Raw genomic sequence first — 25,818 nt, 5'->3', positions numbered from 1 at the left:
GGTCAAAACCCGGCCAGGGCGTTGTGACGTGCCAGGCCCAGCTGTCTGTTTCTATCATAGCCTGACCGCCCGATCCCTAAACTCTAGGGATCATGCGCCTGTCTGTTTTTGATCAGGTTAACGACAAAAGGCGACGCCGAAGCGCCGCCTTTTTATTCAGGTACAGTTTTACAGATCAGGCGCGGATCAGGCCCATCGATTCCAGTTTCAGGATCACCTGATGCGCGCAGTGGTCCACATCGACATCTTGGGTATCGACCACCAGCTCGGCATTGGTCGGTGCTTCGTAAGGGTCTGAAATACCTGTGAATTCCTTAATTTTTCCTTCACGGGCTAGCTTATACAGGCCCTTGCGGTCGCGCTTTTCGCATTCCTCGATCGAGGTCGCGACATGCACTTCGATGAACGCGCCAAAGGCTTCGGTCATCTCGCGCACGGCGCGGCGGGTGGCGGTGTAGGGTGCGATCGGCGCACAGATCGCAATGCCGCCGTTCTTGGTGATTTCCGACGCGACATAGCCGATGCGCTTGATGTTGATGTCACGGTGTTCTTTTGAGAACCCCAGTTCCGATGACAGGTGTTTGCGCACCACGTCGCCATCCAGCAGCGTGACCGGACGGCCACCCATTTCCATCAGCTTGACCATCAGCGCATTGGCGATGGTGGATTTTCCCGAGCCGGAAAGCCCGGTGAAGAACACCGTAAAGCCCTGCTTGGCCCGTGGCGGCGAGGTGCGGCGCAGTTCTTTCACCACTTCGGGGAAGCTGAACCATTCAGGAATGTCGATGCCTTCGCGCAGGCGTCGGCGCAGTTCAGTGCCCGAGATATCAAGAACGGTGGTGCCTTCGGGCACCTCATTGGCGGGATAATATTGAGCTTTTTCTTGTACATAGACCATGTGCTTGAAATCGACCATTTCGATGCCGATTTCCTCGGCATGGGCGGCAAACAGGGTTTGCGCATCATAGGGGCCGTAGAAATCCTGCCCCGCGCTGTTTTTGCCCGGACCAGCATGATCACGCCCCACGATGAAATGGGTGCAGCCGTGGTTTTTGCGGATGATGCCGTGCCAGACCGCTTCACGCGGGCCAGCCATGCGCATGGCAAGGTTCAGAAGGCTCATCGAGGTGGTCGACTGCGGATACTTGTCCAGCACCGCCTCGTAGCAGCGGACGCGGGTGAAGTGATCCACGTCGCCGGGTTTGGTCATGCCGACGACAGGATGGATCAGCAGGTTCGCTTGCGCTTCGCGGGCGGCACGGAAGGTAAGTTCCTGATGGGCGCGGTGCAGCGGGTTGCGGGTCTGGAAGGCCACGACCTTGCGCCAGCCCATTTTGCGGAAGAACGCGCGCAATTCGTTGGGCGTGTCGCGGCGGCCCTTGAAATCGTAATGCACAGGCTGCTGGATGCCGGTGACCGGCCCGCCAAGGTAGACCTTACCAGCCTGATTGTGCAGGTAGTTCACGGCCGGGTGGGCCAGATCGTCAGCGCCAAACACGCGCTCTGCCTCTAGCGCCTTGTTGGGCACCCATTTGTCGGTGACCGACAGGATGGCAAGGATCACGCCTTCTTGGTCGCGCAGCGCAATGTCCTGACCGGGTTCGACGGTTTCAGCGAATTTTTCATTCACGTCCAGCGTGATCGGAATGGGGAACAAGGCACCCGATGCCGTGCGCATGTCAGCGACAACGCCATCATAGTCGGCCTCGGACATGAAGCCTTTCAGTGGATTGAAACCGCCGTTCATCAGCAGTTCCAGATCACAGATCTGGCGCGCAGTCATATCCCATGACGGAAGATCACCCGCTTCTGCCTTAAGTTTTTGGGCGGAATCGTAGGAAACATACAGTTCCGGGATCGGAGCAAGGTTGGGAAGCGACATCAGATACAGGCCTTTCAAATGCACAGCCGGGAGAGCGTTCGCGCTCTTCATTCGCGCGGGGCTTTAGCGCGGCAATGCGGCGAAATTCAAGCGAAACAACCAAGAATCTGCGCATGTAGGGCCAAAATGCTTCACAATGCCAGCAATTCGGAAGCCTGTTCGCTTCTGTCGCGATATGCCGAAACTTCGTTTGGGTTTTGGCTGAGTGATGGTAATTTTTCAGGCTTTTCGCCGCCGTTGACCATGGCTGCGCCGGGTTGGAACCATCGGCGGTGGCGCGCGTTGCTTTACCAGTGAATTTTTTGAAAGGAAGATGTGCCATGACTGCGCCGCAAACCGCCCCGAACTTTACAGCCGATGACATGCGCCTGCTGGATCAGGACGAGGCAAAGCTGGTGGAAGCCGCGCGGGGTGATCTGGCCGAAATGAGCGCGTCAGATCTGAGCGACACACTTCAGCGGTTGCGAGACCGGCGTGACCGGGCGCGCGATCTGGCAAACCGCCAACGGCGCGAGGCGCGCGGCAAGGCAGACCCGTCCGGCGTTAATCCGGCCACGCACAACGCCGGATCCGAAGGCAAGGCGCGTGTGCTGGGCCTTGCGCTGGACCTTGTGGCCCAAGAGCGCCAGCGTCGCTCTGATGCCGAGGCCGATCCCAAGGCTGAGGCCAGCAAGGCGCCCTCTCAGCAAGACCTGTCCCAAAAGGCAATGGCGCTGAAAGAGGCCGGAAGCGATGCAAGCCCGATGCAGGAAGATGGCGGCCCACTGCACCCCCAAGACCCCGAGGCCGATCCGGGAAAAGGTGCGATGGCCGATCAGGCCCGCAACATCGCCCCATCAGGTGCGCTGGATCATGGCGGGGAACTGCCATCGCGCGAACGGTCCCGCACTCGATACTAAGCCGCTGTCACCGCGCAGGAGTGTCTTGCTCTTGCGCGGGTTCTAACGCGTGCAGATTGGCTTGCCGGATTTTTGCCGCAGCATCATCGTAGAGAAAGGGTAGGAACGCGTAGCGCCGCCCTTTCGTCACCGTGGATACCTTGTGCAGAAGCGAGCAGGAAAATACCACCGCCCCACCCGGCGGCGCTTTGAAGCTGCGCGGCCCGTATTCGGGAAAGCTGACCTCGCCACCCTCGAAGTCGTCGTTCAGGTTGACCGAGACCGCAAACCGCCGATGCGCGGTGCCGGATGTGGTGTTGTCGCGGTGTGGCGCAAAATGGCCCCCTTCGGCGGCGTCGTAGCACGACACGATATACCGCTCCATCCGGGTGATGTGAAACTGATGCGCCTTGGCAATCTGCGGCACGACCCGGCGCACAAACCGCGTTTGAAGCGATGCAATCAGATCAGGGTCGTTCAGCGTGATGTCGCGGCGGCTTTTATGGCCACGGTCTTTCATGCCGATCGTTTTGCCATCCACCTCGCGCATGAAGCCGGATTCCTCGCCGCCCTGTGCGTCATAGAGGTCGATCAGATGGCGGCAGAGTTTGGGTTCAAAGACATTCGGGAGCAGCAGGATCGGGGCCTGCAATTCCACCCCGGCGAAGAGGGCAGGCGGTGGCAGGTTGGCCACATAGTCGATCACCTGTGCCACGCGGCTGTCTTCGTTGGAAAACGGGATGACGTTCAGCACCCGCATGGTGGGGTCCAGCACAACCCAAATCGGTTTGCGCAGATCGCCATGCGCCGCGCCGTAAAGGCGGCTGGCGATGAGATCGCTGTCCCAGATAAAGCGTCTGCCGGGGATGCGGTTGGCAAGGCGGGATTCGTCTGCGGGGTCTGATGAGATGCCGAAAAAGCTGGCGTGGTCGTCATTGAAGACATCTTCGCGCGACAGGGACGCGGCAATCGCGTCTTGCGCACGAGGAGTCGCAAGGGAGTGGAAAAAGCACAGCACCAGATAGCGGCCAGCGGCGGTATCAATGGCATAGCGCGGATTCGCAGCAGAGCGTTGCGTGAAAGACGGAGCGGGATCGCCTGCGGCGAGTGTGACTGGACCTTGCATTGCACCTGTTTACTTTGAGGACGGGTAAGAACCGGGTGCAATGGTGGGAAAGTTCGCCGGATCGGTCAACCCGGCGATGCGATGGTTTTTCTGTCAACTGTGAGTTTATGCAACGCTTTGCCGCGCATTGTCACAACCGCGCATTGTCACAATCCGGCGGTCTGGCTTATTCGGCGGCCTTCAACGCGGCGTCTTGTGCGGCCAGAAACCGCTCGGCGTCGAGGGCTGCCATGCAACCCATTCCGGCGCTGGTGACGGCCTGACGATAGATGTGATCGGTCAGATCGCCCGCTGCAAACACGCCCGGAATCGTGGTGCGGGTGGTGCCAGCCTCAACCGTCACATAACCGCCGGAGTGCAGTTCAAGCTGGTCTTTGACCAGTTCCGACGCAGGCGCGTGGCCGATGGCCACAAAGAACCCGTGGCAGGGCACGTCCTTGACTTCACCGGTCAGCAGGTTGCGGGTGCGGACGGCGGTGACCGACAGGGGCGCTTCATCGCCCAGAATCTCGGTCACTTCGGAATTCCACAGCAGTTCGATCTTGGGGTGCTTGAACAACCGGTCTTGCATGATCTTTTCGGCGCGCAAGCTGTCGCGGCGGTGGATCAGCGTGACCTTGGTGGCAAAGTTGGTCAGGAACAGGGCTTCCTCGACCGCGGTATTGCCGCCACCGATCACGACCACCTCTTTGCCGCGATAGAAGAACCCGTCACAGGTGGCGCAGGCCGACACGCCAAAGCCTTTGAACTTTTCTTCCGACGGCAGGCCCAGCCATTTGGCCTGTGCGCCGGTGGCAAGGATCACCGCGTCGGCGGTAAAGGTGGTGCCGGAATCGGCCTGCGCGACAAAGGGGCGGCGGGTCAGGTCCAGCGAGGAAATGTAATCGCTGATGACCTCTGCCCCCATTGCGGTGGCATGATCTTGCATCCGCACCATCAGGTCAGGGCCCTGAACGTGGGTGTCACCGGGCCAGTTTTCCACTTCGGTCGTAATGGTCAATTGCCCGCCGGGTTGCAGACCCTGCACCAGAATCGGGTTCAGCATGGCGCGGGCTGCATAGACCGCCGCCGTATACCCGGCTGGCCCGGAGCCGATGATCAGAACGCGTGTGTGCCGGGTGTTGCTCATGGTGACCTCAACTTTTCTGTGCGGCTTTGATATAGGCGCTTGGATGCTGGGCGGAAAGCCCCCGCGTTGCTGCGCGCTGCGGTGTTGAAAACGGTCGTTGCGGGGCAGAATAACGAAATATTCCTGCGCAATGTTGAAACAATGTTGCGTGAAGCGGGGGGCAAGCCTAGATAGGCGCAAAAGGAGACCCCCATGGCCGCGTCAAAGCTTGATCCGATCGACCGTCAGATTCTGGCGGAATTGCAGGCCGACGGGCGGATGACCAACGTGGAACTGGCCAAGCGGGTCGGCATTTCCGCGCCACCCTGTCTGCGCCGGGTGCGCACTCTGGAGGAGGCGGGCTATATCAAGGGCTATCACGCCGACATCGACGCGCGCGAATTGGGGTTCGAGGTGCAGGTCTTTGCGATGGTGCGGCTGCAAAGTCAGGCCGAATCTGATTTGGCCACATTCGAGGCCCGGTGCCGGGCCTGGCCGCTGGTTCGTGAATGCCACATGCTGAACGGCGAGATTGATTTCATTCTGAAATGTGTGGCCCCGGATTTGTCGTCTTTTCAGGCTTTTCTGACCGGCGATCTGCTGAAGGCCGAGAATGTGGCTAACGTGAAGACATCACTGGTGATCCGCTGTGCCAAGGACGAGCCGGGTGTGCCGTTTGACGTGCTGGAAGCGCGGTTGGCCAAAACCGCCTGACGGTTTTGGCGTCACAGGTTTGGCGCGGCAGGAGCCACATGCAAAAAGCGGCCCCGTTATCGTGCCAGAGGAGCACCGGGACCGCTTTTGCCAAAGCAACGACCGTTCTGGTTTACGTTGCCCCACGCATTTGCGAGGGTCTTACACCGGAAACCAGACCACCATGCAGGTGGTAGACCGTGATGCTGAGAAGATGGCAAGAATCTGGCGGATCGTCAAAGGGTTTCCGCAATTGGCCGCGCGGCGCGACAAAATGGTGGCGGGCCGCCTTATTGTTCCAGAATTGGCGACAAAAATCGGCGAAACATGGCCTAACTGTGAGGGGCTCGGATCAAATGACAAAGGGCCACGCGATGCGTGGCCCTTTTTGTGAGTCGGGTTGATTCGTCAGCGCGCGGCGATGGCACGAGGCTTGGCGGCGGGCGCAGCTTTTGGAGCTTGGCTATTGCGACGTGCGGCCCAAGGCAGGGTGACCTGCTGTTCAAGGCTGGCAGCGATTGCGGACTTCAGCCAGCGGCGTTCTTTTTTCATGTTCAGTGTCCCTTGTCCGGTTGTCATTTGACGTTGAGACAAATTTGACCTGTCTTTGGGGCGGTGCCGGGGCAGCAAATGTGAAAAATTGTGGTCTGGGGCGCATAAGGCACGGCAGAATGTGGCGGCATGATCCCGGTGCCGCGAGCCTGAAAAGCAAGGGTTTTGTCGGCAATTCTGGGTAAACGGCGACATTGTTTCCAAGGCGCGCAGCAATTCTTGCCGCAATTTTGCCTTGGGTTACAGGCGGATCACCGAAATCAGGCGGCCATAGTCTGCCTCGCCCGCATGAGTGGTGCGCCGGAACGAAAAGAATCGTGTGGCGTCATCATACGTGCAATGCCGGGTCCATTCGGCATGGCCCACGCCCGCCGCACGCAACCGGTGCAGGCCAAAGCCGGGCAGATCGAACAACATCCGGTCGCCGCTGCCGTTGATGAAAAAGCGGCTGTTGGTGGGGTCTTCGGCAGTGAAAGTTTCAAAAAACTCGGGCCCGACCTCATAGGCGCGTTGGCTGATGCACGGGCCTATGATGGCAGTGATATTGGCTCGGTTTGCGCCCAAACCTTCCATCGCGTCCAGCGTGGCTTCAAGCACACCATCGACGGCACCCCGCCATCCGGCATGGGCGGCCCCGATGACCCCGGCGCTTGTGTCGGCAAACAGAACGGGCTGGCAGTCGGCGGTCAGCACAGACAGCGCAACGCCGGGCGTTGCAGTGACCAGCGCATCGGCATGGGGTCGCACCGGCAAAGGGCCGGTTGCGGCGATCACATCGGCGGAATGCACCTGATGCACGCCAACCAGATGATCCAGCGCCACATCCATTGCCGTGGCCACACGGGCGCGGTTGATGGCCACCGCATCCGACAAGTCGCTGGACCCCGCGCCACAGTTCAACCCGGCGAAAATACCCGAAGATGCCCCCCCCTTGCGGGTGAAGAATCCGTGCCGGACCGGCAAGGCGTCAGAGGTGATGATCTCAAGTGTCATGGTATCAGGTAAATCCGGGTGGTGGGGGCGTGCCGGGGCCGTGAAGCCCCAGCACCTTGAACAACGAACCCATTTCCTGCGGATGGGTCAAGCGCCGATGCGCGGCAAGGTGCGATTCGAGTGCAGCGCCGGTCAAGGATTGGGCAAGCCGCGTTGCGCGTGCGTCAATGCCAAGGTGTTTCAGGAACGCGCCCTGCTCGGTGTAGGCATGGGGCAGGGTGCAGAGCGAGGCCAATGCCTCAAAATCCACATGCGCGGTCAGGTCGGCCAAGCCCGGTTCCGCCAGCGGGTCGGCAAAGCTGTGCGCGCGCATGGCCTGAAACGTATCGCCTCCCGACCGCCAGCCGCCATAATCCACGATCAGGGCCGCGCCACCATGCGCCTGAATGCGGTTTTTGATCACCCCGGCATAAGGTTGCGCGGCTGGGCACACCTCGGCCACACGGCCCGGCACCGGGTTTTGAAAGGCAGGTGCATCAAAGCTGCGGTGGATCGGGTCGGACAGGCCAAAGGCCATTTGCCCGTCACGAAGACCCACCAGACGTTCGCGCCATGCCGTGCCGTCAAACTGGAACTGGTGGATCGGCAGGGCGTCAAAAAATTCATTCGCCAGCAGGAACAGCGGCTGGTCGGGCAGGGCGTCGGGGCTGTCGATATGGCGGACCCGATGCGGGGCCAGCCGCGCCACTTGTGCGGCGCGCAGGGCGGGTGACGCCTCTAGCAGCACAACGCTTGCGCCCATGTGAAATCCCGGCACCGCTTGGGTGGCGCGCAGCACATCGGCCATAAGCGTGCCACGACCGGGCCCGAATTCGGCCAGCGTAAAGTGGGCGGGCGCGCCCTGATCCAGCCATGCCTGCGCCAATGACAGGCCCAGCAACTCGCCAAACATCTGGCTGATTTCGGGCGCGGTGGTGAAATCGCCCGCCGCGCCGAACGGGTCGCGCGTGGTGTAATAGCCGTGGTCAGGGTGCAGCAGGCATTCTGCCATGTACGCGGCCAGAGTGATCGGGCCCGTTGCCGCAATCCGCGCGGCGATAAGGCGGGCCAGTTCGGTCATGCGAGCTTGGCGCGCAACAAAAGCCACAGCCCCACTGCGATCATCGGCACGGACAGGATCTGCCCCATGGTCAGGCCGTGGCCTGCGATCTGAAACGCAAGGCCCAGCGGGTTGCCTTCGGAGATGAATTGCGCGTCGGGTTGGCGCACGAATTCCACCACAAAGCGCGCTGCGCCGTAGCCTGTCAGGAAAAACCCCGTCAGCGCGCCCGGCCACTTCAGCCAGCCGCGACGATAGGCCAGCCACAGCAGGACGATCCCGAGCAACAGCCCTTCAAGCACCGCTTCGTAAAGCTGGCTGGGATGGCGGGCGCACACGCCAAGCACATCGGGGCAGGTCTGCGCCGCCTCACCCGGAAAGGCCACGCCCCACGGCATGGATGTGGGTCGGCCCCACAGTTCGGCATTAATGAAATTCGCCACGCGGCCAAGAAACAGCCCCAAAGGTGCCGCCAGTGCCATCACATCGGCAGCTTTCAGCATCGGGATGCCTTCGCGGCGGCAAAAGAGGATGCCCGCGACGACAACGCCAAGGAAACCACCGTGGAACGACATGCCGCCTTCCCAAACCCGCAGAATCGCGGCTGGGTTTTGCAGGTAGAACCCCGGCTGATAAAACAGCACAAAGCCCAGTCGCCCGCCAAGGATGACCCCGACGATCACCCATGTCAGCAACCGCTCGACCTGATCGGCTGTCATCGGCGCGGGGCCGTGCCACAAGGCGGGCCGTCGCTGCGTGTCCAGCACCAGCCGCCAGCCGCCGATCAGGCCGACGATATAGGCCACCGCGTACCAGCGCAGGGCGAAGGTCATGCCAAAGATGTCGATGGCAAAGATATCGGGCGAGATATTGGGGAACGGAAGGTAAGACATGGCACCTCGGCTGGCAGTTCCCTGCGTTGTCGGCAGCGGCACGTCAGATGTCAATGTGCCGCGCCGTCTTGCGGCGCGCGGGCGCGGGACCATATAAGCAACAGGATACAACAAGGACCAGTCCAATGCAGAGCCGCAACAAGATCCTCGACGACCTCAGCCATCTGATGACGAATGCCATGGGCGTGGCACAAGGTGCCAAGACCGAGGCAGAGACGGCACTGAAGGGTCTGATGGACCGTTGGCTGGCAGACCGTGATTTTGTGACCCGTGAAGAATTTGATGCGGTGCGGGCCATGGCGGTCAAGGCGCGCGAAGAAAACGCAGCGCTTGAGGCGCGTATCGCTGCGCTGGAAGCAGGCAGCGCGAAAAAGGCCAAGCCATCGGTCTGAACCCTTTTGGGGCGGTGCTATCACGGACATTCTGACGAAAACTTGTGCGCAGGCTGACGGCTGCGGATGCGCATTTGCTTGATCCGCATTCTTGCATCATTACACTGACAGTGATTTTTGAACCCGGAGTGCCGTTATGTCTGCCGTGAAATCCATTTGTCTGACCATTGGTTTTGCCCTTTTCGCCACTGCGTCTCAGGCCGCATCCTGTTCCGATACCGGGGGGCGGTATGAAGGCTGGAAATCGGAAATGGCCGCCGAAGCCCGTGCCGAAGGTGTGCGTGAGCGTGGCTTGGCTGCGCTGATGGCATCGAGCTATTCGAGTGCGACCATCGCGGCAGACCGCAATCAGAAAAGCTTTCGGTATTCGCTGGACAAGTTCCTGCAGGTGCGTGGCGCTGATACGATTGTCCGTCAGGGCAAGCAGCGCAAGGCCAAGAATCCCCAGTTTTATGCGCAACTTGAACAGCGCTATGGCGTGCCTGCAGGGGTTTTGCTGGCGCTTCACGGGATGGAAACAGCCTTTGGCGGCTATATGGGCGACACCAACATCGTCTCGGCCATCGCCACGCTGACTTATGATTGCCGCCGCAGCGCCTTTTTCCGCCCGCATCTGATCGGCGCTTTGAAGTTGGTGGACAAGGGGTCTTTGTCGGCCAATTCGGTTGGTGCAAAGCATGGCGAATGGGGCCATACGCAATTCCTGCCCGGCAATGCACTGGTTTATGGGGTCGATGGCAACGGCGATGGCAAGGTCGATCTGAACAACCTGACCGACGCAATGGCTTCAACCGCGAATTTCCTGCGCCAAAAGGGTTGGCGACCCGGTGCCGGCTATCAGGAAGGCGAGCCAAACTTTGCCGTGATCAAAGAGTGGAACTCGGCGACCGTCTATCAGAAGGCCATCGCAATCATGGCCAGACGCATCGACAACTGACCGCCATTTTCCCTCTTGCGTGTCTTGGGCCTGTGGCCTATTGACCCCGCCAGTGGCCCGTTCGTCTATCGGTTAGGACACCAGGTTTTCAACCTGGGAAGAGGGGTTCGACTCCCCTACGGGCTGCCACTTTCCCCATGATACAAGATTGCATCCTGCTTCGTCAGGGGCGGTTTCGCATGGCATTGCTGCTTTCAAGTGTGATGCGGGGTTTGCAAAATCTCACGATCATTTGTCTGCTGTCTGCTTTTGCTATTTGTGCCGCGCGGCATAGTTGGGTCTAATGGGCTGCAACCAATCCCCAAGGAGGCGTCGATATGGCCGCAACATCCCCTGAAGCCGATCTTGTGGACGCGATTGAAAGGCTGGGCGACAAGCTGGGCCAGGCCAAGGCGTCGATCAATCACCGCTTTATCGGGCAGGAGAAAGTGGTCGATCTGGTGCTGGCCTCTATGCTGTGTGGCGGCCATGCGTTGCTGGTCGGTCTGCCGGGTCTGGGCAAGACGCGGTTGGTGGACACGCTGGGCACGGTGATGGGGCTTTCGGCCAACCGTATCCAGTTCACCCCCGATCTGATGCCCGCCGATATTCTGGGGTCTGAGGTGCTTGAAACAGCAGATGGCGGCGCGCGGGCGTTTCGCTTTATCGAAGGGCCGATCTTTTGCCAGCTTCTGATGGCGGATGAGATCAACCGTGCCAGCCCCCGGACACAATCGGCGCTGTTGCAGGCGATGCAGGAAAAAGAGGTGACCATCGCGGGCCAGCACCGCAAGCTGGGCCGCCCGTTCCACGTTCTGGCTACGCAAAACCCGATTGAACAAGAAGGCACCTATCCGCTGCCCGAGGCACAGCTTGATCGTTTTCTGGTGCAGGTCGATGTGGAATATCCGACCCGCGCGACCGAGCGCGATATTCTGATCGCCACCACCGGGGCCGAGGACGCGCAATCGACGCAGGTGTTCACCGCGGACGAGTTGCTGGATGCGCAAGCGGTGATCCGGCGAATGCCGGTTGGCGAGCAGGTGGTCGAGGCGATCCTTGATCTGGTGCGCGCCTGCCGTCCCGGTGAGGCCGAGGGCCGCGATCTGGAGGGCAGCCTGTCTTGGGGCCCCGGACCGCGTGCGGCGCAGGCGTTGATGCTGACTGTGCGGGCGCGGGCACTGCTGGATGGGCGGCTGGCGCCGTCGGTCGGCGATGTCGCCGCGATGAGCCGGGCGGTGCTGACCCACCGGATGGCGCTGTCGTTTGCGGCGCGGGCCCGGGGTGAGACGCTGTCTGGCATCATCGACCGTGTGACCAGCCGCACGCTGCGCCTTGAGGCCGCTGCGTGAGCATAGACCTTCAGTCCCGCGCTGAGACGCTTGGCCAGTCGCTTCCGCCCCTGATGGCAGAGGCGGACCTGTTGGCCGCCACCGTCATGATGGGCGAGCATGGGCGCAGGCGCGCGGGGCAGGGGGATGAATTCTGGCAATACCGGCCAGTGAATGCGGGCGATTCGGCGCGGTTGATTGATTGGCGCAGGTCGGCACGGGGCGACGCGCATTTTGTGCGCGAGCGTGAATGGCAGGCGGCGCAATCGGTGACGCTTTGGGTCGATCCGGCCAAGTCGATGGCGTTTTCCGGCGACAAGTCCCGCCCGCCCAAATCTGACCGGGCACGGTTGTTGGCACTTGCAACGGCAGTGCTGCTGCTGCGCGCGGGTGAGCGTGTGGGATTGGCGGGCGATGCCGCCCCACCGCGCCCCGGACGGGCGCAGATTGTAAAGCTCGCGGCGGTGCTGTCTGGCGCAGAGGCAGGCGGCGAATATGGCGCCCCCACTGCGACGGGTATGGTCAGTCATGGCCGCGCGCTGTTTTTGTCGGATTTCCTTGGTGATTTAACCTCGCTTGAGACCGCTTTGACCGCCGCCGCCGATCGTGGTGTGCGTGGCGCCTTGGTGCAGGTGCTGGACCCGGCCGAGGAGGAGTTTCCGTTTTCAGGCCGCACCATATTCGAATCGATGGGTGGCGGGATGCGGCATGAAACCCAGCAAGCGGGAGATTTGCGGGATCGCTATCTGGCGCGGTTGGCGGAACGCAAGGATCGACTGGCCACGCTGGCCCGCGCGGTTGGGTGGCATGTAACCACGCATCATTCAGGCCAGCCTGCGCAATCGGCGTTGCTGTGGATTTACAGCGCCTTGCAGGGGGGTCGCTGATGTTCATGCTTGGCCCTGTCGGGTTTGCCACGCCCCTGCTGCTGCTGGGTCTGCTTGCGCTGCCCGTCTTGTGGCTTCTGCTGCGTGCGGTGCCGCCTGCGCCGATCCGCCGTCGTTTTCCCGGTGTCGCCTTGCTGCTGGGGCTGCGCGATGAAGAAGCCGAGGCGGATAAAACCCCGTGGTGGTTGCTGCTGCTGCGGATGGCGGCGATTGCGGCGGCCATCATCGCCTTTGCTGGCCCGGTGTTGAACCCGACCGAGCGGCAGGCAGGCAACGGTCCGCTGTTGATCGCGATGGATGCGACATGGGCTGATGCCCGCGACTGGACCCGCAGGCTTGACCGGGCGTCGGCGCTGATTGACGAGGCGGGCCGCGATGGCCGCCCTGTGGCCGTGATCCGGCTGACCGATGCGCCGGGGCAGGTGGCGTTTCAGGCGGCGGATGCCGTGGCCACCCGACTGGCCGGGGTGACGCCGCAGGCGTGGACCCCGCGCGATCTGGCGCTGTGGGCCGAGGCGCTGCCGACGGGTGATTTCGACACGTTCTGGCTGTCCGATGGGCTGAATCATCCGGGCCGTGAGGCGCTGTTCGACGCGTTCGACGACAAAGGCACCGTCACCGTGTTTGAAAGCCCCCGCCCGGTCTTTGCGCTGCACCCCGCCACCTATGGTGACGGCGCGATACAGCTTTCCGCCAGCCGTATGCCTGCCGCCGACCCTGTAGCGGTGGAAGTGTCGGCGCGTGGCCCCGATCCGTCGGGGGTGGAGCGTGAACTGGCGCGCATCGGGCTGGACTTTGGACTTGGGGCCGGGCGGGCCGAGGCCGCGCTGTCGTTGCCGCCCGAATTGCGCAACCGGATCACCCGGTTTGAAATCGCAGGCTTGCGGTCGGCTGGGGCGGTCAGCCTGACCGATGACAGTCTGAAACGCCGCAAGGTCGCGCTGATCGGGGGCGGCGCGGATCGTGAGGGGCTGCAACTGCTGTCGCCCTTGCACTATCTGCGGCAGGCTTTGGCTCCGGTGGCCGACCTGATGGAAGGCTCGTTGACCGATCTGCTGCTCGCCTCGCCCGATGTGGTGATCATGGCCGATGTGGCGCGGCTGTCGCAGGCCGATACCGATGCGCTTCTAGACTGGCTGGATACGGGGGGCCTTTTGCTGCGCTTTGCCGGGCCGCAAATGGCGGCGAGCGATATCAGCCGCACCAGTGAAGACCCGCTGATGCCGGTGCGCCTGCGCGAAGGTGGGCGTGCTGTGGGCGGGGCGATGAGTTGGGGGGAGCCGAAAACGCTGGCACCTTTCCCCGAAGACTCGCCGTTTCATGGTCTGCCCTTGCCCGAAGACGTGACCGTGACGGCGCAAGTGCTGGCGCAGCCTGATCCTGATCTGGCCGAACGGACCATTGCTGCGCTGGCCGATGGCACGCCGCTGGTCACGCGCAAGGCGGTGGGGCAGGGTCAGGTGGTTCTTGTGCATGTGACCGCCAATGCCGAATGGTCCAGCCTGCCACTGTCGGGCCTGTTCATGTCGATGCTGGAACGGTTGGCTGTATCCACACGCCCCGCCGCGCCAGAGGCCGCCGATCTGGTGGGTCAGACATGGGTGCCTCAGATCGTGCTGGATGCCTATGGCCAGCTACAGGATGCGGGTGATCTGCCCGGCCAACCCGGCGAGGCGTTGGCGAGGGCGATGGCCACCGGCCCCGGCCCGGATCAGCCCCCCGGTCTTTATGCCGGGGCAGATCGCCGCGTGGCGCTGAATGTGATCACTGCAGAGACCACGCTGAGCGCTGCCGCATGGCCGCAGGGCACCGTCATTGAAGGGTTGGAGCGCCCGCCGGAGCAGGCCCTGATGGGCGCGTTTCTGTCGGGGGCGCTGGTGCTTTTGATGCTGGATATCCTTGCCGCACTTTGGATTTCTGGCCGTCTGGGCGGCTTTGCGCGCGGGGCGGCGATGGTTGCCGCGCTGGCGCTGATGACGCCTGATGCGCGGGCGCAGGGTGTGCCCAAGGATGAGCAGGCGTTGCAGGCCACCACTGGGCTGGTGCTGGCCCATGTGCTGACCGGCGATGCGCGGCTGGATGATACCGCCGCCAAGGGGCTGATCGGTTTGGGTGAAATCCTGTGGGCGCGCACGTCTATCGAGCCGGACCGGCCGATTGGGGTGAACATTGAAACCGATGAACTGGCGTTTTTCCCGTTCCTTTACTGGCCTGTGTCTACGGCGCAACCGCTGCCCTCGGCAGCCGCTTATTCCAGGCTGAATGATTATCTGCGCACCGGGGGGATGATCCTGTTTGACACCCGTGATGCGGATCTGGCGAGCGGGTCATCACCCGAAAGCCAGCATTTGCAGCGCCTTGCGGCTGGCCTGAACATCCCGCCATTGGAGCAGATCCCCGCCGACCATGTGCTGACCCGGACGTTTTATCTGTTGCAGGACTTCCCCGGTCGCCACCCGCGCGGGGCGGTCTGGGTGGAAGCCGCCCCCCCCGATGCCGAACAGGTGGAAGGGATGCCGTTTCGCAACCTGAATGATGGCGTGACCCCTGTGGTGATTGGCGGCAATGACTGGGCCTCGGCCTGGGCGGTTTCCGACAGCGGTGCGCCCTTGTTGCCGGTGGGTCGCGGTTTTGCCGGAGAGCGCCAGCGTGAGATGGCCTATCGCTTTGGCGTCAACCTGATCATGCATGTGCTGACGGGCAACTATAAATCCGATCAGGTCCATGTGCCTGCGCTGCTGGACAGGTTGGGACAATGACGCAAAGCCTTATCTTCGCCCCGCTGATTCCGTGGCCGATGCTGTGGGGCGCGCTGGGCTTTGCCGTGGTGTTGCTGACGCTTGCCATGCTGCGCGGGTTGTCGGGCTGGGGCCTGCGGGCGGTGGCTGCGGGCGTGGTTCTGCTGGCGTTGGCCAACCCGGCCTTGCAGGAAGAAGATCGCAGCCCGCAATCCGACATCGTGATCGCGGTTGTGGATGACAGCGCCAGCCAGCAGTTGTCTGATCGCCCTGCACAGACCGCGCGCGCCCTTGCGGCGTTGGAGGCAGAAATCGCGGCGCTGGACAACACCGAGTTGCGCGTCACCCGTGTGGGCGATGGACCAGAGGATGCGGGCACCCGTGCCATGACCGCGCTTGCCGAAGCCTTGGCAGAAGAACCCCGTGCGCGGGTCGCGGGGGCGGTGATTATCAGCGATGGGCAGGTCCATGATCTGGAGCTTGCCCCAAATATGCCCGCGCCACTGCATTTGTTGCTGACCGGCCAACCCGATGACTGGGACCGCCGGTTGATTGTCAAAAACGCCCCCGCCTTTGCCATTCTGGGCGAGGAGGTGATGCTGACCCTGCGGATTGAGGATCAGGGTGCTGTGCCTGCCAGTGTCGGCCCGATGGCTGAACTGACCATCGCCGTCGATGCCGATCCGCCGCAAACCTATACCGTGCCGGTGGGCGAAGATCTGGAACTGCCGGTGACCCTGCCGCATGGCGGGATGAACGTGCTGCAATTCACAGTGGCGACCACCGACGGCGAGCTGACTGACCGCAACAACGCTGCCGTGGTGCAGATCAACGGCGTGCGCGACCGTTTGCGGGTGCTGCTGGTGTCGGGTGAGCCGCATGCCGGGGAACGGGTCTGGCGCAACCTGCTGAAATCGGATGCAAGTGTGGATCTGGTGCATTTCACCATCCTGCGACCGCCTGAAAAGCAAGATGGCATCCCGGTCAGTGAACTGTCGCTGATCGCCTTTCCCACCCGCGAATTGTTTGTCGAAAAGATTGAGGAATTCGATCTGATTGTGTTCGACCGCTATTCGATGCGGGGCATTCTGCCGATGTCATACATGGAGAACATCGTGCAATATGTGCGCGGTGGCGGCACGGTTCTGGTCGCCGCTGGCCCGGAATACGGCGCGGTGGACAGCCTTTGGCGGTCGCCTTTGGCGCAAATCCTGCCCGCCGACCCCACCGCTCGCGTTATAGAAGGCGGGTTTCAGCCCGCCCTGACCGACCTTGGCCGCCGTCATCCGGTGACCGAAGGGCTGGAGGCGCTGGCACCCGAGGGGGGGTGGGGCCGTTGGTTCCGCATGGTAGATGTGATTCCGCGTGCGGGGCAGGTGGTGATGGAAGGGCCGGAAAACCGCCCACTGTTGATCCTGAACCGGGTGGACGAGGGTCGCGTGGCTATCCTTGCGTCGGATCATGCATGGCTTTGGGGGCGCGGCTATGAAGGTGGCGGGCCGCAACTGGAATTGTTGCGGCGTCTGGCGCACTGGATGCTGAAAGAGCCGGAACTGGAAGAAGAAACCCTGTCTGCCACAGTGTCGGGCCAGACCCTGACCGTGACGCGCCGCAGCATTCAAGATACGCCCCCCGGCGATGTTATCATCACCGGGCCGGATGGGACACAGACTGCGCTGGAACTGACCGAGGTTTCGCCCGGTCGGCATGAGGGCGAATTTGATGCCCCGACCGTTGGCCTGTACCGGATGGATCAGGGCGATCTAAGCCGCGTGGTGGCCATTGGCCCTTCATCGCCGCGCGAGTTTGTGGAAACCATCGCGTCTGGTGACGTGCTGGCGGCGACGCTTGCAGCCACCAATGGGGGGGTGTTGCGCCTTTCCGATGGTGCGCCGGATGTGCGCACAGTGCGCGATGGTCGTCCCGCTGTGGGCCGTGGCTGGATCGGAATAACCCCGCGTGGCGCCTATGTGACCCAGGATGTGCGGGTCGCCGCGCTGTTGCCCGGCTGGGCCTGGTTGCTGCTGGTTGCCAGCTTTGCCATCGCCGCGTGGCTGATAGAGGGCCGTAAAGGCGCGCGCAAACTGACCTGAGGCTTCCCCGAATCGTCCCAAGACGGCAGACTTTCCAGCATTTGAAAATGTTTTGGGGGAAGTCATGTCAGAGGTGGATGTTGTTATCGTTGGGGCTGGGGCGGCGGGTCTTGGGGCCGCAAAAGCGCTTCGTGCGGCGGGGCAGACCGTTGCGGTTCTGGAGGCAATGGACCGGATCGGTGGGCGGGCATGGACCACCACAACCGATTTCGGGGTGCCGTTTGACATTGGCTGCGCTTGGTTGCACGCGGCCGACCGCAACCCGTTCTTTGCCGATGCACGCGCTGCGGGTTGGACGCTGCAACATCACGATATGACGCTGGATCACCTGTGGTTTGGCAGCCGCCGAGCCTCTGACGCCGAAATGGCCCAGATGCGCGAGGCCGAGGAAGCACTGGCCGCCTGTGTCGCGGCGCATGAGGGGCCAGATGACCGCTTGTCCAGTGTGATCGCCAATTGCCATTATCTGCGCGCCAATTCAACCTTTGCGGGGCCGATGGATTTTGGCGCGGATGATGACGAAATCTCGATTTCAGATTTCAAGTTGGCTGCCGATCTGGACCCGAATTACTTTACCAAAGAGGGGTTCGGCGCCCTGATCCACCACTGGGGCGCGGACGTGTCGGTGACGCTGAACGCGCCTGTCCGGCAGATCAGCTATGACGGTCCGGGCGTCACGGTTTCTGGTCCCTTTGGCCAGATCCGGGCGCGTGCGGTGATTGTCACGGTCTCGACCGGGGTGCTGCAATATGATGGTATCCGGTTTGACCCGCCTTTGCCGCCCGCGCATCTAGAGGCGATTTTTGATCTGCCGATGGGGCTTTTGACCAAGATTCCCCTTGCGGTTTCCGGCACTCGGCTGGGGTTGGAGCCATTTGACGACCTGCTGATCGAACGGCATGCGCGGCATGATCTGTTCTTTCTGGCATTTCCCTTTGATCTTGACCTGATGGTCGGATTTGTCGGCGGTGATTTCGCGTGGGAGATCGAAGCAGCAGGGCCAGAGGCCGCAGTCGATTTCGCCACCGACCGGTTGGCGGATATCTTCGGTTCTGACATCCGGGGTCATATCACGCATGGCTGCATGACCAGATGGAGCGCGGAACGCCATGTGCGCGGGGCCTATGCCGTTGCGCGCCCCGGTAAATCTGCCGCCCGCACCACGCTGGCCGAGCCTGTCGCCGACCGTATCTGGTTTGCCGGTGAAGCGCTGGCCGGCCCGCTGATGCAAACCGCTTCTGGCGCGCGGCTGTCGGGGGAATCGGTGGCCGCGCAGGTGGTCGCGCAGTGCCGGGTTAACGCGCCAGCATGACTTCGCGCGACACAGAGGCAAACTCGCGCCTGAGCAAAACGATGCTGGTCACAACAGCAGCCCCGATCAATGCCCATGGCCCAAGCAGCCAGGTGATTGCGGCAAGCGCGAAATAGATCGACTGCAGGCCGCGATTGAAACTTTTGGCCGCCGTGATGTTGATTTCCGCTGCCTGTGCCGCGCGGGGATAGGCCAGCGGGTCTGCTGGATCGTTGGGAACGGCCGCCATCAGAATCGCGCAATAGCCAAACAGCCTATGCGCCCAGACGAATTTCAGCAGCGCATTGGCCAGAAATACCAGGACAAGAATGATCTTCAATTCAACCCGCACGCCCGCCGCTTCCAGCGTCAGGTCTTGCGCCAACCCTTCCAGCTTGGTCACATTGCCGATCAGCGCGACACCGCCTCCAATGGCAATCATCGAGGCCGAGGCAAAGAAAGCTGTGCTTTGCCGCAGCGAATCGATGATGTTGGCGTCGAAGATCCGCGGCGCGCGTGTCACAAATTGCCGGAGCCAGTCGCGGCGATACGTGGCCATCAAGGCCGAAACCGAAGGCCGCGCTGCGGGCGGATGTTCGGCCAGCCAGCCGGTCATGGCCCATGTCAGAAGCAGGACCGCAAGCGCGATCCCGTCAAGGGCATCAAGGGAAAAGGTGGAAAGCAAGGATGTCATGGCGTGACTGTAGCCAAAGCCCCGCGCCTTTCCCACGGTAAAATTGGTTATTTCATTTTACCAATTCATGCTGTAGGATTGGCTGAATACGTGTAGCCAAGGGATACGCCGATGGAAATGCCTGCGCCGAACACAATGGTTTTGTCTGCGAAATCGCACATCGTGGCGCGCCTGCGCCAAGTGCTGCCACGCGATGCCGTGATCGAGGATGAAACCGAAACCCGCGCCTATGAATGTGACGCGTTGACGGCCTATCGTTGCCCACCTCTGGCGGTGGTGCTGCCGCGCACGACCGCAGAAGTGTCGGACGTGCTGCGCATCTGCTTTGAGGAGGGCGTGCCGGTGGTGCCGCGCGGATCGGGCACGTCATTGGCGGGTGGCGCATTGCCGACGGCAGATTGCGTGATCCTTGGTGTGGCGCGGATGAATGGCGTGCTTGAGACCGATTACGACAACCGCTTTATCCGGGTGCAATCGGGCCGGACCAACCTGTCGGTCACGGGGGCGGTCGAGGCGGACGGCTTTTTCTATGCGCCCGACCCGTCCAGCCAGTTGGCCTGCGCGATTGCGGGCAATATCGCGATGAACTCGGGCGGGGCGCATTGCCTGAAATACGGTGTGACGACCAACAACCTGTTGGGCGTGACGCTGGTGCAGATGGATGGAACGGTGCTGGAAATCGGCGGGCCCTATATGGACGCGGGCGGGTTGGACCTGCTTGGCGTGATCTGCGGATCCGAGGGGCAGTTGGGCGTGGTGACAGAAGCCACCCTGCGCATCCTGCCCAAACCCGAAGGGGCGCGGCCTGTGCTGGTGGGGTTTGACAGCAACGAGGTGGCAGGCGAATGCGTGTCTGACATCATCAAAGCGGGAGTCTTGCCGGTGGCTATTGAATTCATGGACCGTCCCTGCATTGAGGCGACCGAGGCCTTTGCCAAGGCGGGCTATCCAATGTGCGAGGCGCTGTTGATCATCGAGGTTGAGGGCAGTCCGGCCGAGATCGACGAGCAATTGGCGCTGATCAAGACCATCGCCCTGCGCCACAACCCGGTAGAGTTCCGCGAGGCCGCTGATGAGGATCAGGCCAAGCGCATCTGGCTGGGCCGCAAATCTGCGTTTGGCGCGATGGGGCAGATCAATGACTACATGTGTCTGGATGGCACGATCCCGGTCTCGTCCTTGCCTTACGTGCTGCGACGCATCGGCGAGATGTCGAAAGAGATCGGGCTTGATGTGGCCAATGTGTTTCATGCAGGCGACGGCAACATGCACCCGTTGATCCTGTTTGACGCCAACAAGCCCGGAGATCTGGAAAAATGTGAGGCTTTGGGTGCCGATATTCTGCGGCTGTGTGTCGAGGTCGGCGGCTGCCTGACAGGCGAGCATGGGGTGGGAATTGAAAAGCGCGATCTGATGAACGTGCAATTCGCACCCGAGGATCTGGAAGCGCAATTGTGGGTCAAGGATGTGTTTGATCCGCGCTGGCTGTTGAACCCGGCCAAGGTGTTTCCATTGAGTGTGACCGCCGGGCGGCGCGCTGCCTGAAACCGCCGGGGGCTGCCTGCCCCCCCAAGCTCAGCGGTTTCTTGAACCGATGGCGAAACCGCTGAGTTACCCCGAGAGTATTTTGAAAGCAGCAATCCATGAAGCCGACTTCCGAGGCCCAACTGGCCGAGTTCATCCGTAGCGCAGCGGGGCCGATTGTGGTGCGGGGCGGTGGCACCCGGACCATCGGGGCTTGTGCTGGTGAGGTGCTGGAGACTGGCGGCTTGTCTGGCGTTGCGCTTTATGAGCCCGGCGCGCTGACACTGGTGGCGGGGGCGGGGACGCCTTTGGCGCAGGTGGAGGCGCTTTTGGCCGCCGAGGGGCAACGACTACCCTTTGAGGTGCCGGACATGCGAGGCCTGTTGGGGCGCGAGGGGCATAGCACGTTGGGCGGGGTGGTCGCCGCCAATGCCAGCGGACCGCGCCGGGTGCAGTCGGGCGCCTGCCGCGACAGCCTGATTGGGGTGCGCTTTGTGGATGGCGCGGGCACTGTGATCAAGAACGGCGGGCGGGTGATGAAGAATGTTACCGGCTATGATCTGGTCAAGCTGATGGCCGGGTCATGGGGCACACTTGGGGTGATCTCGGAGGTGGCTTTCAAACTGCTGCCGGTGCCGGAAGCCGGGGCCACGTTGATCTTGCACGGCTTGTCCGACCAGCAGGCGGTGGAGGCGATGGCGGCTGCGCTGGGATCGCCTTTTGAGGTAAGCGGTGCGGCGCATTGGCCGGGCCAGGGGACATTCCTGCGGATTGAGGGGTTTTCGGCCTCGGTCGCGTATCGCGCCGGGCAGTTGCAGCGGCATCTGGCTGGGTTTGGTGCGGTCGAGGTTGAGGAGGGCACGGCGCGCTGGGCGGGAATCCGCGATGTTGCGCCGTTTCATGCGGCCAAGGGCGATGTTTGGCGGCTGTCGGTCAAGCCGTCGGATGCGCCGGCGATTGTGGCGCAGATGGGGGCGGATGCGGTGCTTTATGACTGGGGCGGCGGCTTGATCTGGGCGTTGGTGGAGGCCGGTGCCGATCTTCGGGGGCGGATTGCCGGGTTTGAGGGCCATGCAACGCGGGTGCGGGGCTGCGTCGGGCCGGGGGCGTTCCCGCCCGAGCTGCCCGGTGTGGCGGTGCTGACCCGTGGCCTGCGCGCGAAATTTGACCCGCGCGATATTTTGAACACCGGATTGATGGACGCCTGACATGCAAACCACCTTTACCCCAGAACAATTGCGCGACCCCGGCATCGCCCGTGCCAATGAGGTCTTGCGCACCTGCGTGCATTGCGGCTTTTGCACCGCGACCTGCCCGACCTATCAGGTGCTGGGCGATGAGCTGGACAGCCCGAGGGGGCGGATTTATCTGATCAAGGAGATGCTGGAGCAGGGCCGCCCCGCAGACGCTCAGACGGTCAAGCATATTGACCGCTGCCTGTCTTGTCTGGCCTGTATGACCACCTGCCCCAGCGGTGTGCATTACATGCATCTGGTGGACCATGCGCGCGAGTATATCGAGGCGACCTACAAGCGTCCGTTGATGGACCGGATGCTGCGGGCTGTGCTGGCGTGGATCATCCCGCATCCGATGCGGTTCCGGGTGGCCATGCTGGGGGCAAAGCTGGCCCGGCCGTTCCGGGCACTGGTGCCGGATGCGCGACTGCGGGCGATGCTGGATATGGCGGCAGTGCCGATTCCGCCGGTCAGTCGCAATGACGATCCGCAGACCTTTGTGCCGACAGCGCCAAAGCGGATGCGGGTGGCGCTGATGACGGGCTGTGCGCAAAAGGCGCTGAACACCGATATCAACGATGCCACCATCCGCATTCTGCGCCGCTTGGGGGCCGAGGTGGTGGTGGCGCAAGGCGCGGGCTGCTGCGGGGCGCTGACGCATCATATGGGCAAGTCAGATCTGGCGCATGGCGCGGCCGCTGCCAATATCCGGGCGTGGATGGATGAGAAGAACGGCGCGGGTCTGGATGCGGTTGTGATCAACACCAGCGGCTGCGGCACCACGATCAAGGATTACGGCCATATGTTCCGCAATGATCCTTTGGCTGCGGATGCCGCTACGATTGCCGGGTTGGCGATGGATGTGTCGGAAGTGCTGACCAAACTGACCCTGCCCGAAGGCGCGCCAAAGGGCATCAAGGTGGCTTATCACGCCGCGTGCAGCCTGCAGCACGGCCAGCAGATCAAGACCTTGCCCAAGGATCTGCTGAAACGCGCGGGCTTTACGGTGGTGGAACCGGCTGACAGCCATCTGTGCTGTGGCTCGGCTGGCACCTATAACCTGTTGCAGCCTGAAATCAGCCAGCAGCTGAAGGCGCGCAAGGTGCAGACGCTGGAGGCGAAGACGCCCGATATCATCGCTGCGGGCAATATCGGCTGCATGATGCAGATCGGATCGGGAACGCAGGTGCCCATCGTGCATACGGTGGAATTGCTGGATTGGGCAACCGGCGGGCCGAAGCCCCGCGCCTTGGCGGCGCGGGACTGACGTTTTTAATCTTCTCAGTCCAAAATGAGATCTGTCTCAGATTCAACGGGCGGAGGCGCTGCAGCCGCCACTTTGCGCTTGGTGTTTGCCAGACCCAGACCGACGCCCACATCGAGGCCTTCGCCACCAAAGCCAAAACCGATATCCATGCCGACATAGCTTTTCGCAGCCAGATAGGCGATGCCGATATTCGGCCGGATGCGTTGCGATTTCAGCATGTAATCTACGCCAAGCGAGCCAACAAATTCGCTGCGTTTATTGTCGGAAAATACCCGCAGGCCGATGCCGGTATCACCTTGCGACCCACCGCCCCAAGTAAAGGTAACACCAAGGCCGACGGTAGGATCAGCCGCGACCGGGGTGGCCAGACCAACGATCAGGGGAAGCACCATAAGAACGGATTTACGCATCAGATCACCTGTTGGTTAAGACATGAATGGATACTTGCAGGTTAACCTGAATAGCGAATCGGGACAAGCATCAGCTGGCGCAGACCGGGCGCTGGCCAAACAAGATGAATAGGGCCATAAATCTGCCCAACTCGACAGGCACTGCGCATGGCACGGGTTATGGAGGTTTCATGCGTTCGACTCGAGTCATAGCGATTGCGTTTGCCGCCCTTGTCGGCCCTGTCATGGGCCTGGTCGGGGCAGGGTTTGCTCAGGACAAGGGGCTGCGCAGCCTGCAAACCGGGGATGACTCGCGCGGGTGGGAGGCGGTCGGGCGGCTAAATCTGGGCGACCGTGGGTTTTGCACCGGGGCACTGATCGCCGAAGATCTGGTGCTGACCGCCGCGCATTGCCTGTTTGACAAGGAAACCGGCGTCAGCATCGACGCGACCACCATCCAGTTTCTGGCAGGCTGGCGGAACGGGCGCGCGGCAGCCTATCGCGGTGTCAGCAAAGTCTTGGCTCATCCGGAATATGTCTATGGCGGTCGCGACAGCGTGCAGCGCGTGCCGTATGATGTCGCACTGTTGCAACTGGATCAGCCGATCCGTCTGCCGTCCATTCGACCCTATGCCACTGATACACGGCCACGCACCGGGGATGAGGTTGGCGTTGTGTCCTATGCGCAGGACCGGGCCGATGCGCCATCTTTGCAGCAGGTCTGCCATGTGCTGGGCCGACAATCCATGTTGCGCGCGGGCGTGGCGCCCAAGCCGGGAACCGTCGCTGATACCCTTGTCTTGTCTTGTGATGTCGATTTCGGTTCGTCCGGGGCGCCGGTGTTTTCGTTGCGCGATGGAGCGTTGCGGATTGTGTCGGTTATTTCGGCCAAGGCCGAGGTGGATGGCCAGAAAGTGTCTTTGGGCACGCCGCTGGCGGATCACGTCGATTTTCTGCGAACCAAACTGGCCGAAAGCGGTTCCCGGCTGCGGCCCGCCAATGTGCGGGTGCTGTCTGGTGGGGCGGGCGGAAAGTTCGTGCAGCCGTGATCCGCGTCATCGCCATTTGTCTGGCGGTGGCGATCGGTGTGATGCCGACAGTGGCACTGGCGCAGAACTCTGGGCTGGAGCGGCTTGCCCGCCCCGATCAGATCACCAGTTGGAAGGCCGTGGGCCGGGTGGATGTGGGCAATGCCCATTCCTGCACCGGCACGCTGATTGCCGCCGATCTGGTGCTGACCGCCGCGCATTGCCTGTTCGGTCCCGGTGGCTCGGCGCATCCGGTGGGCAGCATCACCTTTCGTGCGGGCCATGCGGATGGCGTGTCGGTGGCGGACGCACAGGTCGCCCGCGCCACCGCGCATCAGCGCTATCAGCCGTCATTGAGTGGCCTGCAGACGGCCTTGCAGATGCGCTATGATGTGGCACTCTTGGAGCTTTCCACCCCGATTTCCACCGCGCTGGCGCCGCCCTTTGCCGTTGACCGCCCCGGCACCGGGGATGTGGTCAGCGTGGTGTCTTATGCCCGTGGGCGCGATGCGGCGCTGTCGTGGCAGCGTGCCTGCACGGTGCTGGGTCGGGAACAAGGGTTGATTGCGGTGGATTGCGATGTGACCTTTGGCTCGTCCGGCGCACCGGTGTTTGATCGCAGCCGAGGCCGTGCGCGGATCGTGTCGATTATCTCGGGCGGGCTCAACGACAAGGATAAAACCGTGGCCTTTGGTATGGAGCTGCCGCAGTTGGTGTCTGACCTCAAGGCGCAGTTACGCGCTGGCCGGGGTGTCATCGAGGCGCGCGAGGCCGCCCCCACGGCCCGCCGCATTGGCGCAGGGACGACCGACCGCAGCGCGGGCGGCGCGCGGTTTCTGCGACCGCCGGGCAACTGAAACGCGCGCGGC

General features: G+C 62.3%; 24 protein-coding genes and 1 tRNA gene. 16 read left to right on the top strand and 9 right to left on the bottom strand.

Annotation, left to right across the window (positions count from 1 at the left end; genetic code table 11):
- Window positions 1-175 precede the first annotated feature (175 nt).
- Complete coding sequence (locus Q8K08_RS12510) at window positions 176-1,882, bottom strand: bifunctional sulfate adenylyltransferase/adenylylsulfate kinase (RefSeq protein ID WP_304801756.1); 1,707 nt, start codon at window positions 1,880-1,882, stop codon at window positions 176-178.
- Window positions 1,883-2,202: 320 nt separating this feature from the next.
- On the opposite strand from Q8K08_RS12510, the gene Q8K08_RS12505 reads away from it, so the two are divergent.
- Complete coding sequence (locus tag Q8K08_RS12505) at window positions 2,203-2,781, top strand: hypothetical protein (protein ID WP_304801758.1); 579 nt, start codon at window positions 2,203-2,205, stop codon at window positions 2,779-2,781.
- A gap of 7 nt (window positions 2,782-2,788) precedes the next feature.
- Here Q8K08_RS12505 and Q8K08_RS12500 read toward each other — a convergent pair whose 3' ends face one another.
- Both Q8K08_RS12500 and trxB read right to left on the bottom strand, forming a co-directional pair.
- Window positions 2,789-3,886: a 2OG-Fe(II) oxygenase family protein gene (locus Q8K08_RS12500; RefSeq protein WP_304801760.1), complete on the bottom strand. Its 1,098-nt coding sequence runs from the start codon at window positions 3,884-3,886 to the stop codon at window positions 2,789-2,791.
- Between the two features lie 166 nt (window positions 3,887-4,052).
- Entirely contained in the window at window positions 4,053-5,015 is a 963-nt protein-coding gene (gene trxB / locus Q8K08_RS12495) for a thioredoxin-disulfide reductase (protein ID WP_305250275.1), read from the bottom strand.
- A gap of 192 nt (window positions 5,016-5,207) precedes the next feature.
- Between trxB and Q8K08_RS12490 the strand changes: the two genes are divergently transcribed.
- The gene (locus tag Q8K08_RS12490) at window positions 5,208-5,708 is read left to right on the top strand and encodes an Lrp/AsnC family transcriptional regulator (RefSeq protein ID WP_305250274.1); all 501 of its coding nucleotides are present in this window, start codon (window positions 5,208-5,210) and stop codon (window positions 5,706-5,708) included.
- A 19-nt stretch (window positions 5,709-5,727) separates the two neighbouring features.
- Complete coding sequence (locus Q8K08_RS12485; protein ID WP_305250273.1) at window positions 5,728-6,081, top strand: hypothetical protein; 354 nt, start codon at window positions 5,728-5,730, stop codon at window positions 6,079-6,081.
- A gap of 14 nt (window positions 6,082-6,095) precedes the next feature.
- Here the strand turns inward: Q8K08_RS12485 and Q8K08_RS12480 are convergent, their stop codons facing one another.
- From Q8K08_RS12480 to lgt, 4 genes are all read right to left on the bottom strand, one after another.
- Window positions 6,096-6,239, bottom strand: a complete 144-nt coding sequence (locus Q8K08_RS12480) for a hypothetical protein (protein WP_305250272.1) — start codon at window positions 6,237-6,239, stop codon at window positions 6,096-6,098.
- A gap of 240 nt (window positions 6,240-6,479) precedes the next feature.
- Window positions 6,480-7,232, bottom strand: coding sequence for a peptidoglycan editing factor PgeF (gene pgeF / locus Q8K08_RS12475; protein WP_305250270.1), 753 nt, complete (start codon window positions 7,230-7,232; stop codon window positions 6,480-6,482).
- Window positions 7,233-7,236: 4 nt separating this feature from the next.
- Window positions 7,237-8,292 carry a class I SAM-dependent methyltransferase gene (locus Q8K08_RS12470; RefSeq protein ID WP_304796783.1) on the bottom strand — a complete coding sequence of 352 codons (1,056 nt, stop codon included), beginning with the start codon at window positions 8,290-8,292 and terminating at the stop codon, window positions 7,237-7,239.
- The gene (lgt, locus tag Q8K08_RS12465) at window positions 8,289-9,164 is read right to left on the bottom strand and encodes a prolipoprotein diacylglyceryl transferase (protein WP_305250269.1); all 876 of its coding nucleotides are present in this window, start codon (window positions 9,162-9,164) and stop codon (window positions 8,289-8,291) included. Before lgt ends, Q8K08_RS12470 begins: the two co-directional genes overlap by 4 nt.
- A gap of 125 nt (window positions 9,165-9,289) precedes the next feature.
- Between lgt and Q8K08_RS12460 the strand changes: the two genes are divergently transcribed.
- The 8 genes from Q8K08_RS12460 to Q8K08_RS12425 all read left to right on the top strand — a co-directional run bounded on the left by Q8K08_RS12460 (window position 9,290) and on the right by Q8K08_RS12425 (window position 18,833).
- Window positions 9,290-9,556 (top strand): accessory factor UbiK family protein, encoded by a 267-nt coding sequence (locus Q8K08_RS12460; protein ID WP_304796788.1) that lies wholly within the window; start codon window positions 9,290-9,292, stop codon window positions 9,554-9,556.
- Between the two features lie 136 nt (window positions 9,557-9,692).
- A complete protein-coding gene (locus tag Q8K08_RS12455; protein ID WP_304796791.1) occupies window positions 9,693-10,493 on the top strand; it encodes a lytic transglycosylase domain-containing protein in 801 nt (266 codons plus the stop codon).
- Between the two features lie 54 nt (window positions 10,494-10,547).
- Window positions 10,548-10,622: transfer RNA gene (locus Q8K08_RS12450), tRNA-Glu, on the top strand.
- Between the two features lie 188 nt (window positions 10,623-10,810).
- The gene (locus Q8K08_RS12445; protein WP_304796794.1) at window positions 10,811-11,824 is read left to right on the top strand and encodes a MoxR family ATPase; all 1,014 of its coding nucleotides are present in this window, start codon (window positions 10,811-10,813) and stop codon (window positions 11,822-11,824) included.
- A gap of 53 nt (window positions 11,825-11,877) precedes the next feature.
- Window positions 11,878-12,690, top strand: a complete 813-nt coding sequence (locus Q8K08_RS12440; protein WP_305250295.1) for a DUF58 domain-containing protein — start codon at window positions 11,878-11,880, stop codon at window positions 12,688-12,690.
- Window positions 12,690-15,449, top strand: coding sequence for a DUF4159 domain-containing protein (locus Q8K08_RS12435; RefSeq protein ID WP_305250268.1), 2,760 nt, complete (start codon window positions 12,690-12,692; stop codon window positions 15,447-15,449). Before Q8K08_RS12440 ends, Q8K08_RS12435 begins: the two co-directional genes overlap by 1 nt.
- On the top strand, window positions 15,446-17,521 hold the full coding sequence (locus tag Q8K08_RS12430) for a hypothetical protein (RefSeq protein ID WP_305250267.1): 2,076 nt from the start codon (window positions 15,446-15,448) through the stop codon (window positions 17,519-17,521). Before Q8K08_RS12435 ends, Q8K08_RS12430 begins: the two co-directional genes overlap by 4 nt.
- A 64-nt stretch (window positions 17,522-17,585) precedes the next feature.
- The gene (locus Q8K08_RS12425) at window positions 17,586-18,833 is read left to right on the top strand and encodes an NAD(P)/FAD-dependent oxidoreductase (RefSeq protein ID WP_304802203.1); all 1,248 of its coding nucleotides are present in this window, start codon (window positions 17,586-17,588) and stop codon (window positions 18,831-18,833) included.
- On the opposite strand, the gene Q8K08_RS12420 is transcribed toward Q8K08_RS12425, so the two are convergent.
- Window positions 18,817-19,506 carry a DUF599 domain-containing protein gene (locus Q8K08_RS12420; RefSeq protein WP_304802201.1) on the bottom strand — a complete coding sequence of 230 codons (690 nt, stop codon included), beginning with the start codon at window positions 19,504-19,506 and terminating at the stop codon, window positions 18,817-18,819. The two genes, Q8K08_RS12425 and Q8K08_RS12420, sit on opposite strands and share 17 nt — an antisense overlap.
- A 111-nt stretch (window positions 19,507-19,617) precedes the next feature.
- On the opposite strand from Q8K08_RS12420, the gene Q8K08_RS12415 reads away from it, so the two are divergent.
- The 3 genes from Q8K08_RS12415 (at window position 19,618) to glcF (ending at window position 23,532) form a co-directional block, all read left to right on the top strand.
- Window positions 19,618-21,051 carry an FAD-linked oxidase C-terminal domain-containing protein gene (locus tag Q8K08_RS12415; RefSeq protein WP_304802199.1) on the top strand — a complete coding sequence of 478 codons (1,434 nt, stop codon included), beginning with the start codon at window positions 19,618-19,620 and terminating at the stop codon, window positions 21,049-21,051.
- Between the two features lie 98 nt (window positions 21,052-21,149).
- Window positions 21,150-22,238, top strand: coding sequence for an FAD-binding protein (locus tag Q8K08_RS12410; RefSeq protein WP_305250266.1), 1,089 nt, complete (start codon window positions 21,150-21,152; stop codon window positions 22,236-22,238).
- A 1-nt stretch (window position 22,239) separates the two neighbouring features.
- Entirely contained in the window at window positions 22,240-23,532 is a 1,293-nt protein-coding gene (gene glcF, locus Q8K08_RS12405) for a glycolate oxidase subunit GlcF (RefSeq protein WP_305250265.1), read from the top strand.
- A gap of 14 nt (window positions 23,533-23,546) precedes the next feature.
- Here glcF and Q8K08_RS12400 read toward each other — a convergent pair whose 3' ends face one another.
- Complete coding sequence (locus Q8K08_RS12400; protein ID WP_304802193.1) at window positions 23,547-23,942, bottom strand: hypothetical protein; 396 nt, start codon at window positions 23,940-23,942, stop codon at window positions 23,547-23,549.
- Window positions 23,943-24,112: 170 nt separating this feature from the next.
- On the opposite strand from Q8K08_RS12400, the gene Q8K08_RS12395 reads away from it, so the two are divergent.
- Window positions 24,113-24,970 (top strand): serine protease, encoded by an 858-nt coding sequence (locus Q8K08_RS12395; protein ID WP_304802191.1) that lies wholly within the window; start codon window positions 24,113-24,115, stop codon window positions 24,968-24,970.
- Complete coding sequence (locus tag Q8K08_RS12390) at window positions 24,967-25,806, top strand: serine protease (protein WP_305250263.1); 840 nt, start codon at window positions 24,967-24,969, stop codon at window positions 25,804-25,806. Before Q8K08_RS12395 ends, Q8K08_RS12390 begins: the two co-directional genes overlap by 4 nt.
- The last annotated feature ends 12 nt before the right edge of the window (window positions 25,807-25,818 follow it).

Origin of the sequence: Pseudotabrizicola sp., from assembly GCF_030684215.1 — a bacterium.
Lineage (GTDB): Bacteria > Pseudomonadota > Alphaproteobacteria > Rhodobacterales > Rhodobacteraceae > Pseudotabrizicola.
The sequence above is the reverse complement of the archived record's forward strand: the minus strand, read 5'-3'. Positions and strand labels throughout refer to the sequence as shown.